The organism is Synechococcus sp. C9 (genome assembly GCF_022984075.1).
Taxonomy (GTDB): Bacteria; Cyanobacteriota; Cyanobacteriia; order Gloeomargaritales; family Gloeomargaritaceae; genus Gloeomargarita.
In genome coordinates this window covers 2092403-2106798 of sequence record NZ_JALAAD010000001.1, presented here as the reverse complement: position 1 = coordinate 2106798, position 14396 = coordinate 2092403, and the positions used below count along the sequence as shown (strand labels likewise).

The following is a 14396-nucleotide window of genomic DNA, read 5'->3' as shown; positions in this document are numbered from 1 at the left end:
TTCTAGTTTGCCAGCGAGACCTTCACTGAGTCCACGGAATGGGTGGGCTTGGTGGGGTCTTTTGCGCTTGCCATCATGCCCGCTCCTTCCATTACCAATCTGGAGTAGGGTATGAACTTCTGGACGGGATTTACATCCGGGTGGTTGCTGATTGCGCTGTCGGAACTCGGGGACAAGACTTTTTTTATTGGGGCAATTTTAGCCATGCGCCACCCCCGGTGGTGGGTATTTTTGGGGGTGACCGGTGCTTTGGCAACCATGACCCTGGTCTCGGTGGGGATGGGTCAAGTGGCGGCATTGTTCCCGCAACATTACGTTCGTGCCCTTGCGGTTGCCCTGTTTCTGGGCTTTGGGTTGAAACTGCTTTATGATGCCAGCCGGATGTCAGGGCAAGCGACTTTAGCGGCAGAACAGCATGAGGCACTGGAGGTGGTGGAGCGCCAGGAACGGGGCATAGCCACCTGGTCAGCCGGAGCCGTGGTGATGGAAGCCTTTACCCTCACGTTTGTCGCCGAATGGGGGGACCGTACCCAAATTGCTACCATTACCTTGGCTTCTGCCCATCATGCCTTCGGGGTGCTGTTGGGGGCGATTGGTGGTCATGCCATGTGCGCCGCCCTTGCCGTGATGGGGGGCAATCTGATCGCCGGACGGATTTCCGAACGCTGGCTGACCGCCTTGGGGGGTGCCCTGTTTCTGGGGTTTGGGATTCTCGCCGCTCTGGAGGGGGCTTGAACAGGGTTAGCCGCACAGAAAATATAAAATCTACCCAAGGGTTGGGGAGCATCCCCCCTGTTCCCTTAAAAACATAGGTCAACGGTTGCCCATAGCCAGGAACGTTCCCAGGGCTGGGCGCAGGTTTGGCGGTCGTTGGGGTTGTTTTGCAAACCAGGAGCCTTGTGGTAAGGTAACAGCGTAGCCCTAGGGATTCACCCATGCAAGTCAATCCAGGCAATACCACGCCCTTGACCCCGCAAGAGCAAGCCTCCTTAGACCAACTCGCCGCTTTGATTGACCGGGCAACCCGGGATGGGCGCTTGTCCCGCCAGGAATGGGAAGAGATTCGGGCGAAGGTGCGGGAAGATGGGCGGATCACTCCCCAGGAACTTGACCTGACCTGCCAACTCATGGAACAGGTAAATCAAGGGATCATCATTCTGGAAGATTAACCTGGGCTTGAACTTGCCGACCCTTCGCAGGTATCCTACAAGATACTGTTTAATTTTTTGTAGCTTTGCCCATGCTCCAAGAACGCCCTTTGCCCACCTTTTCCCCCGCCGCCGTCCAGTTGAGCCGGGAGGAAGGGCTTGCTCTGTACGAGGATATGGTGCTGGGGCGCATCTTTGAGGACAAATGTGCGGAGATGTACTACCGGGGCAAAATGTTCGGGTTTGTGCATCTGTACAACGGGCAGGAGGCAGTCGCCAGCGGGGTGATCCGGGGAGCCATGCGCCCTGGGGTGGACTACGTGTGCAGTACCTACCGGGATCACGTCCATGCCCTGAGTGCCGGGGTGCCCGCCCGAGAGGTGATGGCGGAGTTGTTTGGCAAAGCCACGGGTTGCAGCAAAGGACGGGGCGGTTCGATGCACATGTTTTCCGCCAAACATCGTCTGCTCGGGGGCTATGCGTTTGTGGCGGAGGGGATTCCGGTGGCGGCTGGTGCTGCGTTTCAGACCAAATACCGCCGGGAGGTGCTGGGAGATACCACCGCCGACGAGGTGACCGCCTGTTTCTTTGGGGATGGGGCTTGCAACAATGGGCAATTTTTTGAAACCTTGAACATGGCCGCCCTGTGGAAATTGCCGATTTTATTTGTGGTGGAAAATAACAAATGGGCGATTGGCATGGCGCACGAACGGGCGACCTCTGACCCCCACATTTACAAAAAAGCCAGCGTGTTCAACATGGTCGGGGTGGAGGTGGACGGCATGGATGTGTTGGCGGTGCGGGAGGTGGCACAAACGGCGGTGGCACGGGCGCGGGCGGGGGAAGGTCCGACCCTGATCGAAGCCTTGACCTACCGGTTCCGGGGGCATTCCCTGGCGGACCCGGATGAACTGCGGAGCAAAGAGGAGAAGGAATTTTGGCTGAGCCGGGATCCGATCAAACGCCTGGGCAGTTATCTCTTGGAACAGGATTTGGCGACCAATCAAGACTTGAAAACCATTGACCAAAAAATTAAACAGGTGGTTGAAGATGCGGTCACCTTTGCGGAACAAAGCCCAGAGCCAGACCCTAGGGAATTGCGGCGGTATATCTTTGCGGAAGATTAGGGGATAACCAGATGGCGGAAACCCTATTTTTTAATGCCCTGCGGGCGGCGATTGATGAGGAAATGGCGCGGGACGCCACCGTGTTTGTCCTGGGGGAGGATGTGGGGCACTACGGCGGCTCCTACAAGGTGACGAAAAATCTTTATCAAAAGTACGGGGAACTGCGGGTGTTGGATACCCCGATTGCGGAAAATAGCTTTACGGGGCTGGCGATTGGGGCGGCGATGACGGGACTGCGCCCGATTATTGAAGGGATGAACATGGGCTTTTTGCTCTTGGCGTTTAACCAAATTGCCAACAATGCCGGGATGTTGCGCTACACCTCCGGGGGTAATTTTCAAATTCCCCTGGTGATCCGGGGTCCCGGTGGGGTGGGTCGCCAGTTGGGGGCGGAACATTCCCAGCGGTTGGAAGCCTATTTCCAGGCGGTGCCGGGGTTGAAAATTGTCGCCTGCTCCACACCTTATAATGCCAAGGGTTTGCTCAAATCGGCAATTCGGGATAATAATCCGGTGTTATTTTTTGAACACGTCCTGCTTTATAACTTGAAGGAGGATTTACCGGAGGAAGAGTATCTTTTGCCCCTGGATAAAGCGGAATTGGTGCAAACCGGCAAGGATGTGACGATTTTGACCTATTCTCGGATGCGTCACCATGTCCTACAAGCCCTACCGCAGTTGCAACAACGGGGGATTCAACCGGAAATCATTGACCTGATCTCCCTGCGCCCTTTGGACTGGGACACCATCAGTGCCTCGGTTCGCAAAACCCATCGGGTGGTGATTGTGGAAGAATGTATGAAAACCGGGGGGATTGGGGCAGAAGTCACCGCTGGGATTATGGAACGGCTGTTTGATGAGCTGGATGCGCCGGTGGTACGCCTTTCCTCCCAGGACATTCCCACCCCCTACAACGGCACCCTAGAGCGTTTAACTGTAGTACAACCGGAGCAAATTGTCAGTACAGTTGTTGATCTAGTGGGGGGAAAAATTTAGACCCCATTCCTCCGGGTAAGTCCTGGGTTTATAATTGGTAAATAAAGTTTTAATTTCCCGCTGTCGGAGGAGAATCATGGACTTTTTACCCCAAATTGACTGGCGGATTGCGCTGGTGCTTGGTCCGGTGGTGGTAGCCGCCAGTTGGGCTGCGTTTAATATCGCTGGTGCCGCCCTGCAACAGTGGCAACGGATGAACCGGAAAGCCTGATTTCCCAGTTATTTTTTCTGGAACAGCTCTGAAAATAGGTCACAGGGGCATCACTTTGGTGTTTGCCCTTTCGGCATATAGTCATTTCGCAAATAGATGCGACACTTTTTAGGCACTGGTAATCGCTCTATCCCCTTCTAGGAAAGGGGTTGTAGGTAAAAGTGAATGTCGCAAACTTGTTTGAAATTACTATAGCAATCCTACTTGATTAGTGAACAGAGATTTCCCAGAACCAAGGACGGGGGCGGTGCCCCTGCGACCCCCATTCTATTCTCATTTAGGATTGCTATATAAATCTCATCATTGGCATACCTATATTATTGAGAACCAGGGGCGGGGGTGTCCCCCTGCGACCGTTAACTTTGCATTGATAGAAGTGCCCTTTATCTAAAAAAGCAAATGGAGCATCAAGTCGGGTACATCCCTTTCAATAACCCGCACCCGCAATCGCATACACTACTTCCGGCAAATGATGTTCGTCCAGCCTTTGTTCACAGTACGTCATGCCACACTTTTCTACGATCCTGATAGATGCCTGGTTGCTAGGGTCAATCGTCGCTATCACCCGTCTCAGACCGCACCGCTCCAGACCAAAATCAAGCATTGCTTTGACAGCTTCACTAGCTAATCCTTGCCCCCAATACTGCTTCTTGAAACCGTAGATAATTTCTGCTTCTCCATTAGTCGTTGGGTTCACAAATCCACAGTAGCCAATCAGGTAGGCATCTTCTTTGGCGACAACCGCTGAACACCCAAAACCGTACTTTTGATAATTCTCTTGAGACTTTTTTATCCACCTTTGCGTCTGTTCTCGTGAGAGAGGCTGTCCATCACCAACGTAGCGCATAATTTCCGGATCGCCACAGATTTTATAAAATTCATCCAAATCCTCTGATTGTAACTGCCTCAACACCAGGCGGTCTGTTTCCAGAATCTTCATAAGGTAACTGCCCCCAAAACCATGCCCATCTTAACAGCAACCCCACAAAACTAACCATCATTTGCCACTGATAGCCCCTTAAGTGGTGAGGGGATACAGTTACAAGCCCATTTGCTGGAATTTATAAACAAGTTGTACCAACCCTTTGGACACAAAATTTTGGACTGAATCGGATTGGTTTCGGGAAATGATATTGTTGGATAGCCTGATTATTCCCATAGACCGTCGGCGATTTCTATAGGGCACCTCTATCAAGCCACAGTTATGGAAAATATTCCTTATTTATTAATAGTTGCCAACGAGAGCATGGGGCTTCCGGTTCTGCCGTGTAAGTACAAAAAGCAATAATAAACAGAGGTGCTCTATTGATGCTCGACACCTCAAAAAAATAGTGTAAAAATAGTAGTAAAGATGAAAAGATGAAGGGTATAGTTCTCAATGGTACTACCTGATTACCAAAGTCTTATGTTGCCTTTGCTTCGGTATGCCGGAGTTGCTGATGGTGAAATAACTACCAATCAAGCAGTTGAGGTTTTAGCACAAGAATTAAATCTGACGGAACAAGACCTCAAAGAAATGCTTCCCAGTGGAACCCAGTTTACCTTTGTCAATCGAGTGGGCTGGGCGGCAACGTATATGAAAAAAGCTGGACTGTTGGAACCCACCCGCAAAGGATATTATCAAATTACCCAACGAGGGCGTGAACTGCTTGCGAAGCAACCCAAGGTCATCAATAATAAAACCCTTGAGGAATACCCTGAATTTCTTGAATTTAAGAAGCTGAAAGGAACAAGGACAAAAAATGGCGAAGAAGAAATCAAATTAATATCTGATGTTTCCACTACCACTCCATCTGAGGCTTTAGAATTTGCCTACAAAAATCTGCGTGATGAGTTAGCCGATGAATTACTTGTTAAACTCAAGGCAATCTCACCGGCATTTTTTGAGCGTGTAGTCGTTGAACTCTTAGTCAAAATGGGATACGGCGGTTCTCGTTCTGATGCTGGCAGAGCGATTGGCAAAAGTGGCGATGGGGGAATTGACGGCATTATCAAAGAGGATAAACTTGGTCTTGATGTTATTTACATTCAGGCAAAGCGGTGGGATGACACACCTGTAGGCAGACCTGCTGTCATGCAATTTGCAGGGGCACTCCATGGGCAAAAAGCTAACAAAGGGATATTCATCACAACTTCCCGATTTACGGATGAGGCAAGAAGCTATGTATCTCAAATTGGTAGCAAGATTGTCCTGATTGATGGTGAGCAATTAACTAATTTAATGATAGAGAATGATGTCGGTGTTTCGACGGTATCCCTATATCCAGTTAAAAAGATAGATAATGATTACTTTGATGAAAGTATATGACAAGCACAAAGTCCTGGAAATTTGGGGTATTATATGTCCTATTGAAAGTTGTCTGGGTTTGGTGATTGTGAACATTCTATGACTGGTATTCCCCCCGGTTCTCGCCGGTACCATGAACTGCAAAAACTCCTCCAGCGGTTGGGCATCGAGTCGGTAAACATCAATTGGAACCTGCTGGATCAAGCCCTGACCCACAGCAGTTTTGACCCCCAATGTAACTACGAACCCTTGGAATTTGTCGGGGATGGCGTACTGCGATTGTTAGCGGCGGATTACCTCTGGCACCACTACCCCCAAACCTCGGTGGGAGACTACACCGCCCTGCGCTCTGTCCTGGTGAGTAACCGGTTGCTACGGCAGATCAGTGAGGACTATGGTTTGGCGGATTTTGTCCTCGCATCTACCCGTCTCAGTCCCCAGGGCATCTGGCTGGCGGATATTTTGGAAGCAGTGGTGGGAGCGATTTATTTGAGCGTGGGTAGTACAAAAGTCTTACAACCCTGTTTTTATCCCCACTGGCACAAGTCCGCCCAACGGGTATTGCAAGACCCCGCCCGGTTGAATTACAAAAATGCCCTGCAAGAATGGACACAAGAGCATTACAAAGTCCTGCCAACGTATCAAACCGAATCCCTCTCGGGCACGCCGGAGCGATTTATGGCACGGGTGTATGTGCAAAAACGGTTGCTGGGGGTGGGGCAGGGGGAATCCATCAAGGCGGCTCAGCAGGCGGCGGCGCAACAGGCATGGGTGGTGTTGGTGGGGGAGGTGGAGTAACGCACTCGTTTAGAATTACACTGGAAAATCGCCCCGAAACTTGTCTGCCAGCTTGCCCCATGAGTATCACCCGCATTGGTTCCCGCCAAAGTCAACTCGCCCTCGTCCAAACCCATTGGGTGCAGGGAGAATTACAAAAGCATTACCCCGACCAGGAATTTCCGGTGGTGACCATGACCACCCAAGGGGACAAAATCCTGGATGTGGCGCTGGCGAAAATCGGCGATAAGGGCTTGTTTACTAAGGAATTGGAACAGGCGTTACTGCGGCAGGAGGTGGATGTGGCGGTGCATTCCCTCAAGGATTTGCCCACCCAAATGCCGGAGGGTTTGACGCTGGGGGCGATTACGGAGCGGGAGGAACCCCGGGATGCCCTGGTACTGCACCCCCGTTGGCAGGGCACACCTCTGGCTGAATTGCCCCCCGGGACGGTGATGGGTACATCTTCATTACGCAGGTTGGCGCAGTTGCGGCATCGTTTTCCCCATTTAACCTTTAAGGACATCCGGGGGAATTTGAATACCCGGTTACGCAAGTTGGATGAGGGGGAATACGACGGGTTGATCCTGGCGGTGGCGGGTCTGCGGCGGCTGGGCTGGGGCGACCGGGTGAGTGAGGTACTGGAACCGGCAGTTTCCCTGTATGCGGTGGGGCAGGGGGCGTTGGGGGTGCAATGCCGGGCGGGGGATGAGCAGGTGTTGGGGTTGTTGGCAGAGTTGAACCACAGCGAGACTGCATTACGTTGTCAGGCGGAACGGGCGTTTTTGCGGGAATTGGAAGGCGGGTGTCAGGTGCCAATTGGCGTACATTCCCAGTTCAACGGCGAGGAATTGACCCTGACCGGGGCGGTGCTGAGTGTGGATGGGCAACAGCGGGTGGCGGGGTGCCAAACGGGGGTGGTGACGCAGGAGGCGCAGGCGGTTGATTTGGGAAAAGCCTTGGCGCAGGAGCTACGAGCAAAAGGGGCAGGGGCGATTTTGCAGGCGATTTTTGCCGAGGTGGGGCGGGGTTGACAAACCCCCTTGCCGGGCACCCTAGGAAACCGTTACAGTCATCAGGGGTTGAACAGCAAAAATTATGGTTGCGGTAGCGGTTTTGGCGGCGGGTAAGGGCACCCGGATGAAGTCGGATTTGCCGAAGGTACTGCACCCTTTGGCGGGGAAACCGATGGTGGAGCGGGTGATTCGCAGTGTGCAGGGGCTACCCGTGGAACGCTTGCTGGTGGTGGTGGGGCACGGGGCGGCGCAGGTAAAACAGGCGTTGGCGCACCTATCTGGGGTGGAATTTGTGGAGCAATCGCCCCTGTTGGGGACGGGTCATGCGGTACAGCAACTCATTCCCTATTTGCAGGACTTTACCGGGGATTTGCTGGTGCTGAATGGGGATGTGCCCCTGTTGCGCCCCCATACCTTGGCGCAGTTGGTCGCCACCCATGAGCAGGGGCAGTACGGGGTGACTTTACTAACCGCCCTGCTCCCCGACCCGACGGGCTATGGACGGGTGATCTGTGATGGGCAATTCCAGGTGAGTGCGATTATCGAGGACCGGGACTGCACCCCGGCGCAACGGCAAAACCAACGGGTGAATGCGGGGATTTATTGCTTCCGCTGGCCCCAATTGCGGGAGGTGTTACCCCGACTCACCACTGCGAATCAACAGCAGGAATATTACCTAACCGATACGGTGCAATGGCTGAGACCGGCACGGGCGGTGGACATTCTGGATGTGGCGGAAATTTTGGGGATCAATGACCGCAAACAACTTGCCACCGCTACCCAACTGCTGTATCAACGGTGGCGGGATGAATGGATGCGCCGGGGGGTGACGATGATTGACCCGCTCAGCATTACCCTGGAGGATGAGGTGGAATTGGCACCGGATGTGATCCTCGAACCCCAGACCCACCTGCGGGGACGGACGGTGGTGGGGGCGGGCAGTCACATTGGTCCTGGCTGTTGGCTGGAAAATAGCCAGATTGGTCATGATGTACGGATTATGTATTCTGTGATTACCAATAGCACGGTGCAATCCAATTGCCAGGTGGGTCCCTTTGCCCATATTCGGGAGCAGACAGAAGTGGGAGTGCATTGTCGGGTGGGGAATTTTGTGGAAATTAAAAAAACCCAGGTGGGGAACGACTCCCGGGTGGCGCATTTGAGCTATTTGGGGGATGCCCAACTGGGGGCGCAGGTGAATGTGGGGGCGGGCACGATTACCGCCAATTTTGATGGGCGGGATAAACACCCCACTGTGATTGGGGAGGGCAGTAAATTGGGGGCGAATAGCGTTTTGGTGGCACCGGTGACCTTGGGGGCGGGGGTGACGGTGGCGGCTGGTTCCGTCGTTACCGAGGACGTGCCCAACGATGCCCTCGTGATCGCCCGGGCCCGGCAGGTGGTAAAACCCCATTGGCGACCGCCCTATCTGCGCCATCAGGAACATGAACCCAGTCCCTAAGGGGCGGTTGTATCTGGTCGCCACCCCGATTGGCAATTTGGAGGATATGACCTTCCGGGCGGTGCGGGTACTGCGGGAAGTGGATGTGATTGCGGCTGAAGATACCCGGCACACGGGGAAATTACTGCAACACTTTGGCATTACCACGCCCCAAATCAGCTACCACCAGCACAACCAACGGCAACGGCAGGGGGAATTGTTGACCCGATTACAGCGGGGGGAACAGATTGCCCTAGTCTGTGATGCGGGGATGCCGGGGATCAGCGACCCGGGGACGGCCTTGGTGCAGGCCTGTTTGGCGGTGCAGATTCCCGTGACCCCCATTCCGGGGGCGAATGCGGCCGTGACGGCTCTGTGTGCAGGGGGTTTGGCGACGGATCGGTTTTTATTTTTGGGTTTTTTGCCCCCCAAAAGTCCGGCCCGCCAGCAGGTATTACGCAGTGTCGCAACCACCCCAGCTACATTAATTTTTTATGAGGCTCCCCACCGGTTGGCGGCCAGCTTGGGGGACATGGGGCAGGTCTTGGGGCCGGAACGCCCCTGTGTGGTGGCCCGGGAATTGACCAAAATCCATGAGGAATTTTGGCGGGGTACCCTAGGGCAGGCGCACAGCCATTTTCACGCCCAGCCCCCCAAGGGGGAAATCACCGTCCTGGTCGCAGGTGCCACCCCCCAGCCCGGGTTGGCCGTCGAAGCGGTACTCCCGGAAATTCAACGGTTGTTAGCCAGTGGGCTAGGATGTCGGGAAATTGCCCAAGAATTAGCACGAACCACCGGCTTGCCCCGCCGTACTTTGTACCAACTCGCCCTCGCCGCCCAAGCCCCGGGGAGTTGACGGTTGCGCCCGTTCCTGCTATCTATGGGACACCCCCGCCATCGCTCCCTATGTTAATCATTAAAGCCTGGCACCTGGACCGCCCCCTGCTCCCGGCGGATGTGGAAACCTTGCCACCCACCTTGCGTTTGAGTAAAAAGAGTTTGCTCAAGGCGGCTTTTCGGGGTTTTTTTGTGGATGATGCGGAAGCTGTCCAGCAGTCGGCCTGGTTTCGCAGTTTTTTGGCCGGGGAAAAGGTGGAATTTTACCTGGAAGGCAGTGGCACCTATGAGTTGGCGAACATGGATTTGGTCAGCCGGGAAGTCTATCTGGTGCGGGCGGAAGTTCCCCCAGCCTCGCCGCCGGTGATTTTTTTCAGCTACCAAACCGAATACCCCCAAGCCAGTACCCAGATTGACCGGGTGCTGGAGCAGACCGTTGGGCAGATCGCCAGCACCTACCGCCTGGGGCAAAAGCTCCGCATCGCCCGCCCCCACCGCCTCCCGGATGGCACGGTACGCCTGGATACGGATGTGCGCCGGTTGATCCGCCAAGCCCTGATGGTGATTGCCGACACCACCTTGATCACCAGCATCCAGGGTAAGGGGTTTCCCAGCCCGAATGTGTGTTTGGAGGTGGGGTACGCCCTGGTTTCCAAAAAGCCCTATCAAATTAAGTTGGTGGAATTGCCCACCCCAGAGGCGCAGGAGGCGATTTTTCCCTTTAGCATCAGCGATGAATTGCGGTTGATGCCCCAGGATGAACAGGAGTTAGCCCAACAACTGGATGCGGAAGTGACGGATGTGCTGAAACGGTTTCGTCTGATTTGAGTTAGGCTAAAGGCGAATCGGGGGAGCGGGATGGACGCAACATTCATACCGGTAATTTTGGCGGGGGGCAAAGGGGAGCGGTTCTGGCCCTTGAGCCGTTTAGGGAAACCCAAGCAGTTCCTATCCCTGGATGGGAGCGGCAAAAGTTTATTACAAAATACGGTCGCCCGTTTGCCGGATTGGGCAGGGGAGGTCTGGGTGGTGACCCGGATGGATTTGGTGCCCTTGGTGCAGGAGCATTGTCCCCATCTGCCCCCGGAGCGCATCTTGGGGGAACCCCAGCCCCGGGATACGGCGGTGGCGGTGGCCTGGGTGACGCAGAAATTACTTCAGCAGTACGGAGCGTCGGTGATTGTGGGGATTTTCCCGGCGGATCATTGGATTCCTGATACAGGACAATTTCAGCAAACCTTAGCCCAGGCGGTAGCGGTGGCGGCGCAGATGCAGGGAATTGTTACTTTGGGGATTACCCCTACCCATCCGGCTACGGGTTATGGCTACATCCAGCAGGGAGAGGCGGTCAGCGGCGGGGCATACCGGGTGGTGCGGTTCACGGAAAAACCGGATTTAGCGCAAGCGGTGCAGTTGTTAGCCAGCGGGGGCTATAGCTGGAATAGTGGGATGTTTCTGTTCCCGGCGGGGGTGATGTGGCAAGAACTGAACCAATACGCCCCAGCCATTACCACGAGCCTGGCCCAATCCGGGGTGGCGGCCTATGCCCAACTCCCGAAAATCAGCCTTGACTATGCGGTGATGGAGCATACCCAGCGGGCCTTGGTACTGCCGGTGACTTTCGCATGGGATGATTTGGGGGACTGGCGGAGTTTGGAGCGGTTGGCACAGAATCCCCTACCTGCCCAGTGGGTGGACTGGGAAAGCGATGGGGTGCATATCTACAGCACCGACCCGGACGAACTGGTGGCGACCTTGGGGTTAAGCCAAGTCATCGTGGTCCGGGATGGCAAAATCACCCTAGTGGCCGCCGCCGAGCGCACCCAGGAAATCAAAAAACTCTTGGCGCAACTCCAGGCACGGGGCTGGGGGGATAGGTTATGACTATTTTCTGTCAATGCGGGGGGGTTCCCGGAAAAAGATGGCGAAAAAAATGACCCCCAACGCTCCGACCAACAAAACCGTATAGGTGAGTGCTTCCATAGAACCCTCGCTCAGTATTTGCTTTCATTCTAAGCCCAGGGGGAACCAATCTCATCAGAACTGCCCCACCTGCTCGGTTGTCCGTATATTTCATAACAATGGAATAATCTATTGGGGGAATGATGGTGTATATAGCAATCCGACTTGATTAGTGAACAGAGATTTCCCAGAACCAAGGACGGGGGCGGTGCCCCTGCGACCCCTATGCCATTTTCATTTAGGATTGCTATATCTTTTAGAGAACCATACACCGGCGTTTCTTTGAGAACGGGTATTTCTGCTATCGTAATAGGACATGGTTTACAAATGGAAATTCCCCAGAACCAGGGGCGGGGGCGGTGCCCCTGCGACCGCTATTCTATTCTCATTTAGGATTGCTATATCTTTTAGAGAACCATACACCGGCGTTTCTTTGAGAACGGGTATTTCTGCTATTCTAAATTCTCTAACAAAATTTTTTAACTGGGATTACTGAGGATGACGACGCAGGTATCTCCTGGGGAACAATATCCCAAAATATCCATGAGTCAAACCGAACAAATTGCCCTTGCCCTGGGCAGTAATTTAGGGGATTCGCTGACCATTTTACCCCAAGCCCTTACCCATTTGGTTGAAAAGTATGGATTGCATTTGCTCACCCATTCCCACTGGTATCGCACCCCACCTTTGGGACCACCCCAACCGGATTTTATCAATGGCTGTGCGTTGCTGGCGATGACCCATTCACCCACGGATTTACTCCAGATTTTGTTGGCTACAGAAGCTGATTTTGGGCGCATTCGCAAGGGTAAATGGCAACCCCGTACCCTCGATTTGGATATTATTTTTTATGGCAACGAACGCATACACACGCCCCAGTTGACCATTCCCCATCCTGAGTATCACCGGCGGGCCTTTGTGCTGTTGCCTTTGGCGGAAATTGCCCCGGATTGGTGCGACCCCCAGACGGGTGTGACGGTCAAAGCCCTGGCGCAACAGGTGGATGGCTCAGGAATTATGATGGTGGGAGCAATTTAATCCGGTTTCCCCATGCCCATCCCCACTCGCTTAACCTATGGGCTTTTGCTGTTGGGATTGCCCTTGGCCGGGGGGTTGGGTGTACCCCTGGGCTGGAAATTAAGCATGATGATTACCAGCATTTATGATGCGTTTATACTAATTGTGATGTTTTGGGATTATGGACGCAATCGCCCCCGCCGGGTGGCCTTGACCCCCATTGATCCGGGTAAATTATCCGTCGGGCGGCAGAATACCATCACCATTGTGGCGCAAACGGGGGACTATCCGGCGCATATTCGCCTGCGGGATGGGTATCCGGTGGGCTGGGAGGTCACCCCGGAGCCAGTCACGGCGCAGTTACCCCCGGCAACGTTAGAGGATTTGCGCTACACCCTGCGCCCGGAAAAACGGGGGGAATTTCCTTGGCAAAGGCTGACCGTGTGGCAGTTGACCCCCTGGGGACTGGCTTGGGACCATTGGCGGGTGGGCACCCCCCGTCCGGTAGCGGTGTATCCCGACTTACTGAGCCTGCGGGAATTGTCCATTCGGTTGACCTTGGAGGGGAGTGGCACCCTGCGGCGCCAACGGCAATTGCCCGGGGGGACAGAATTTACCGAATTGCGGGAATATCGCAGTGGGGATGACCCCCGCTTGGTGGATTGGAAGGCGACGGCCCGGCGGGGACGGCCTTTGGTGCGAGTATTGGAGCCGGAACAGGAACAAACCGTGCTGATTCTCCTCGACCGGGGGCGATTGATGACCGGACGGATTCAGGGGCTAACCCGGTTTGACTGGGGGCTGAATGCCGCCCTGGCTCTAGCTTTAGCTGTACTGCATCGGGGCGACCGGGTGGGGTTGGTGGTCTTTGACCGGCAGGTATCCCTGTGGCTACCGGCCCAACGGGGCAACCATTACCTGAACCATCTCACGGAACGGTCGGCACGGCTCCAACCCGTCCTGCAAGAACCGGATTACGTGGGCATGATGCAAACGGTGACCCGTCAGCAAACCCGGCGCACCCTGGTGGTCATGTTAACCGAGGTGATTGACACCACCGCTTCCAGCGAATTGATGGGGGCTTTGGGTCGCTTACCCCCCCGGCACTTGCCCCTATGCGTGACCCTGCGTGACCCCCTGGTGACCCAACACGCACAGGATTTTAGCACCCATCCGGCAGATGCTTACCGGCGGGCAGTGGCATTGGATTTATTGCATCAGCGTCAGGTGGTTCTGACCCAAATCCAACGGCAAGGGGTCTTGGTGGTGGATGCCCCCGCCCATCAGGTCAGTACGCCTTTGGTGGAAGCCTATCTGCGATTGAAAGCCCGTGGGCGTTTGTAGGCGATTTAGAATTACTGTATATAAATTTTCTAAAATTCCCACAGGAGCGTAGCCCCGTTAACGAAGCACCTGCAGTGTATGGTTCTTGATATAGCAATCCTAAATGAGTTGAGAACAGGGGTCGCAGGGGCACCGCCCCCGTACTTGGTTCTGGAAAATTTTTGTTTCTAATAAGTAGGACTGCTATAGTATCGGCATTCCAGCGAGATAAACTTCAATGGGTGCCAATCAATA

Annotated in this window: 16 protein-coding genes; 14 read left to right on the top strand and 2 right to left on the bottom strand. The window is 54.4% G+C overall.

All coding sequences use genetic code 11. The features are described 5' to 3' along the window. The first annotated feature begins 111 nt into the window (after window positions 1-111). From MLD66_RS10340 to MLD66_RS10320, 5 genes are all read left to right on the top strand, one after another. Window positions 112-735, top strand: a complete 624-nt coding sequence (locus MLD66_RS10340) for a TMEM165/GDT1 family protein (RefSeq protein ID WP_247217597.1) — start codon at window positions 112-114, stop codon at window positions 733-735. A 200-nt stretch (window positions 736-935) separates the two neighbouring features. Further along, on the top strand, window positions 936-1169 hold the full coding sequence (locus tag MLD66_RS10335; RefSeq protein WP_247217595.1) for a hypothetical protein: 234 nt from the start codon (window positions 936-938) through the stop codon (window positions 1167-1169). Between the two features lie 71 nt (window positions 1170-1240). Further along, window positions 1241-2275, top strand: coding sequence for a pyruvate dehydrogenase (acetyl-transferring) E1 component subunit alpha (gene pdhA, locus MLD66_RS10330; RefSeq protein ID WP_247219066.1), 1035 nt, complete (start codon window positions 1241-1243; stop codon window positions 2273-2275). Between the two features lie 11 nt (window positions 2276-2286). Continuing rightward, entirely contained in the window at window positions 2287-3270 is a 984-nt protein-coding gene (locus MLD66_RS10325) for an alpha-ketoacid dehydrogenase subunit beta (protein WP_247217593.1), read from the top strand. Window positions 3271-3364: 94 nt separating this feature from the next. Further along, window positions 3365-3481, top strand: a complete 117-nt coding sequence (locus MLD66_RS10320) for a photosystem II protein Y (RefSeq protein ID WP_247219064.1) — start codon at window positions 3365-3367, stop codon at window positions 3479-3481. Between the two features lie 427 nt (window positions 3482-3908). Here MLD66_RS10320 and MLD66_RS10315 read toward each other — a convergent pair whose 3' ends face one another. Then, window positions 3909-4421: a GNAT family N-acetyltransferase gene (locus MLD66_RS10315; RefSeq protein ID WP_247217591.1), complete on the bottom strand. Its 513-nt coding sequence runs from the start codon at window positions 4419-4421 to the stop codon at window positions 3909-3911. Between the two features lie 438 nt (window positions 4422-4859). On the opposite strand from MLD66_RS10315, the gene MLD66_RS10310 reads away from it, so the two are divergent. From MLD66_RS10310 to MLD66_RS10280, 7 genes are all read left to right on the top strand, one after another. Continuing rightward, complete coding sequence (locus MLD66_RS10310) at window positions 4860-5789, top strand: restriction endonuclease (RefSeq protein WP_247217589.1); 930 nt, start codon at window positions 4860-4862, stop codon at window positions 5787-5789. Window positions 5790-5867: 78 nt separating this feature from the next. Continuing rightward, window positions 5868-6566: a ribonuclease III gene (rnc, locus tag MLD66_RS10305; protein WP_247217587.1), complete on the top strand. Its 699-nt coding sequence runs from the start codon at window positions 5868-5870 to the stop codon at window positions 6564-6566. 59 nt (window positions 6567-6625) lie between these two features. Then, window positions 6626-7579 carry a hydroxymethylbilane synthase gene (gene hemC / locus MLD66_RS10300; RefSeq protein ID WP_247217585.1) on the top strand — a complete coding sequence of 318 codons (954 nt, stop codon included), beginning with the start codon at window positions 6626-6628 and terminating at the stop codon, window positions 7577-7579. A gap of 64 nt (window positions 7580-7643) precedes the next feature. Next, window positions 7644-9023 carry a bifunctional UDP-N-acetylglucosamine diphosphorylase/glucosamine-1-phosphate N-acetyltransferase GlmU gene (glmU, locus tag MLD66_RS10295; protein WP_247217583.1) on the top strand — a complete coding sequence of 460 codons (1380 nt, stop codon included), beginning with the start codon at window positions 7644-7646 and terminating at the stop codon, window positions 9021-9023. Further along, window positions 9007-9858, top strand: a complete 852-nt coding sequence (gene rsmI, locus MLD66_RS10290; protein ID WP_247217581.1) for a 16S rRNA (cytidine(1402)-2'-O)-methyltransferase — start codon at window positions 9007-9009, stop codon at window positions 9856-9858. Before glmU ends, rsmI begins: the two co-directional genes overlap by 17 nt. Next, window positions 9855-10667, top strand: coding sequence for a hypothetical protein (locus MLD66_RS10285; RefSeq protein WP_247217580.1), 813 nt, complete (start codon window positions 9855-9857; stop codon window positions 10665-10667). Before rsmI ends, MLD66_RS10285 begins: the two co-directional genes overlap by 4 nt. 30 nt (window positions 10668-10697) lie before the next feature. Then, entirely contained in the window at window positions 10698-11723 is a 1026-nt protein-coding gene (locus tag MLD66_RS10280) for a sugar phosphate nucleotidyltransferase (RefSeq protein WP_247217578.1), read from the top strand. Here MLD66_RS10280 and MLD66_RS10275 read toward each other — a convergent pair whose 3' ends face one another. After that, window positions 11724-11822 carry a photosystem II protein T gene (locus MLD66_RS10275; protein ID WP_247217576.1) on the bottom strand — a complete coding sequence of 33 codons (99 nt, stop codon included), beginning with the start codon at window positions 11820-11822 and terminating at the stop codon, window positions 11724-11726. Window positions 11823-12299: 477 nt separating this feature from the next. On the opposite strand from MLD66_RS10275, the gene folK reads away from it, so the two are divergent. Both folK and MLD66_RS10265 read left to right on the top strand, forming a co-directional pair. After that, complete coding sequence (gene folK, locus MLD66_RS10270; protein WP_247217573.1) at window positions 12300-12839, top strand: 2-amino-4-hydroxy-6-hydroxymethyldihydropteridine diphosphokinase; 540 nt, start codon at window positions 12300-12302, stop codon at window positions 12837-12839. 12 nt (window positions 12840-12851) lie between these two features. Then, window positions 12852-14162: a DUF58 domain-containing protein gene (locus MLD66_RS10265; protein ID WP_247217571.1), complete on the top strand. Its 1311-nt coding sequence runs from the start codon at window positions 12852-12854 to the stop codon at window positions 14160-14162. Window positions 14163-14396: the final 234 nt, after the last annotated feature.

What these genes read in the sequence shown, in the direction of transcription:
- MLD66_RS10340 (WP_247217597.1), top strand. Translation starts at nt 112, where the DNA reads ATGAACTTCTGGACGGGATTTACATCCGGGTGGTTGCTGATTGCGCTG.
- MLD66_RS10335 (WP_247217595.1), top strand. Translation starts at nt 936, where the DNA reads ATGCAAGTCAATCCAGGCAATACCACGCCCTTGACCCCGCAAGAGCAA.
- pdhA (WP_247219066.1), top strand. Translation starts at nt 1,241, where the DNA reads ATGCTCCAAGAACGCCCTTTGCCCACCTTTTCCCCCGCCGCCGTCCAG.
- MLD66_RS10325 (WP_247217593.1), top strand. Translation starts at nt 2,287, where the DNA reads ATGGCGGAAACCCTATTTTTTAATGCCCTGCGGGCGGCGATTGATGAG.
- MLD66_RS10315 (WP_247217591.1), bottom strand. Translation starts at nt 4,421, where the DNA reads ATGAAGATTCTGGAAACAGACCGCCTGGTGTTGAGGCAGTTACAATCA.
- MLD66_RS10310 (WP_247217589.1), top strand. Translation starts at nt 4,860, where the DNA reads ATGGTACTACCTGATTACCAAAGTCTTATGTTGCCTTTGCTTCGGTAT.
- rnc (WP_247217587.1), top strand. Translation starts at nt 5,868, where the DNA reads ATGACTGGTATTCCCCCCGGTTCTCGCCGGTACCATGAACTGCAAAAA.
- hemC (WP_247217585.1), top strand. Translation starts at nt 6,626, where the DNA reads ATGAGTATCACCCGCATTGGTTCCCGCCAAAGTCAACTCGCCCTCGTC.
- glmU (WP_247217583.1), top strand. Translation starts at nt 7,644, where the DNA reads ATGGTTGCGGTAGCGGTTTTGGCGGCGGGTAAGGGCACCCGGATGAAG.
- rsmI (WP_247217581.1), top strand. Translation starts at nt 9,007, where the DNA reads ATGAACCCAGTCCCTAAGGGGCGGTTGTATCTGGTCGCCACCCCGATT.
- MLD66_RS10280 (WP_247217578.1), top strand. Translation starts at nt 10,698, where the DNA reads ATGGACGCAACATTCATACCGGTAATTTTGGCGGGGGGCAAAGGGGAG.
- MLD66_RS10275 (WP_247217576.1), bottom strand. Translation starts at nt 11,822, where the DNA reads ATGGAAGCACTCACCTATACGGTTTTGTTGGTCGGAGCGTTGGGGGTC.
- folK (WP_247217573.1), top strand. Translation starts at nt 12,300, where the DNA reads ATGACGACGCAGGTATCTCCTGGGGAACAATATCCCAAAATATCCATG.
- MLD66_RS10265 (WP_247217571.1), top strand. Translation starts at nt 12,852, where the DNA reads ATGCCCATCCCCACTCGCTTAACCTATGGGCTTTTGCTGTTGGGATTG.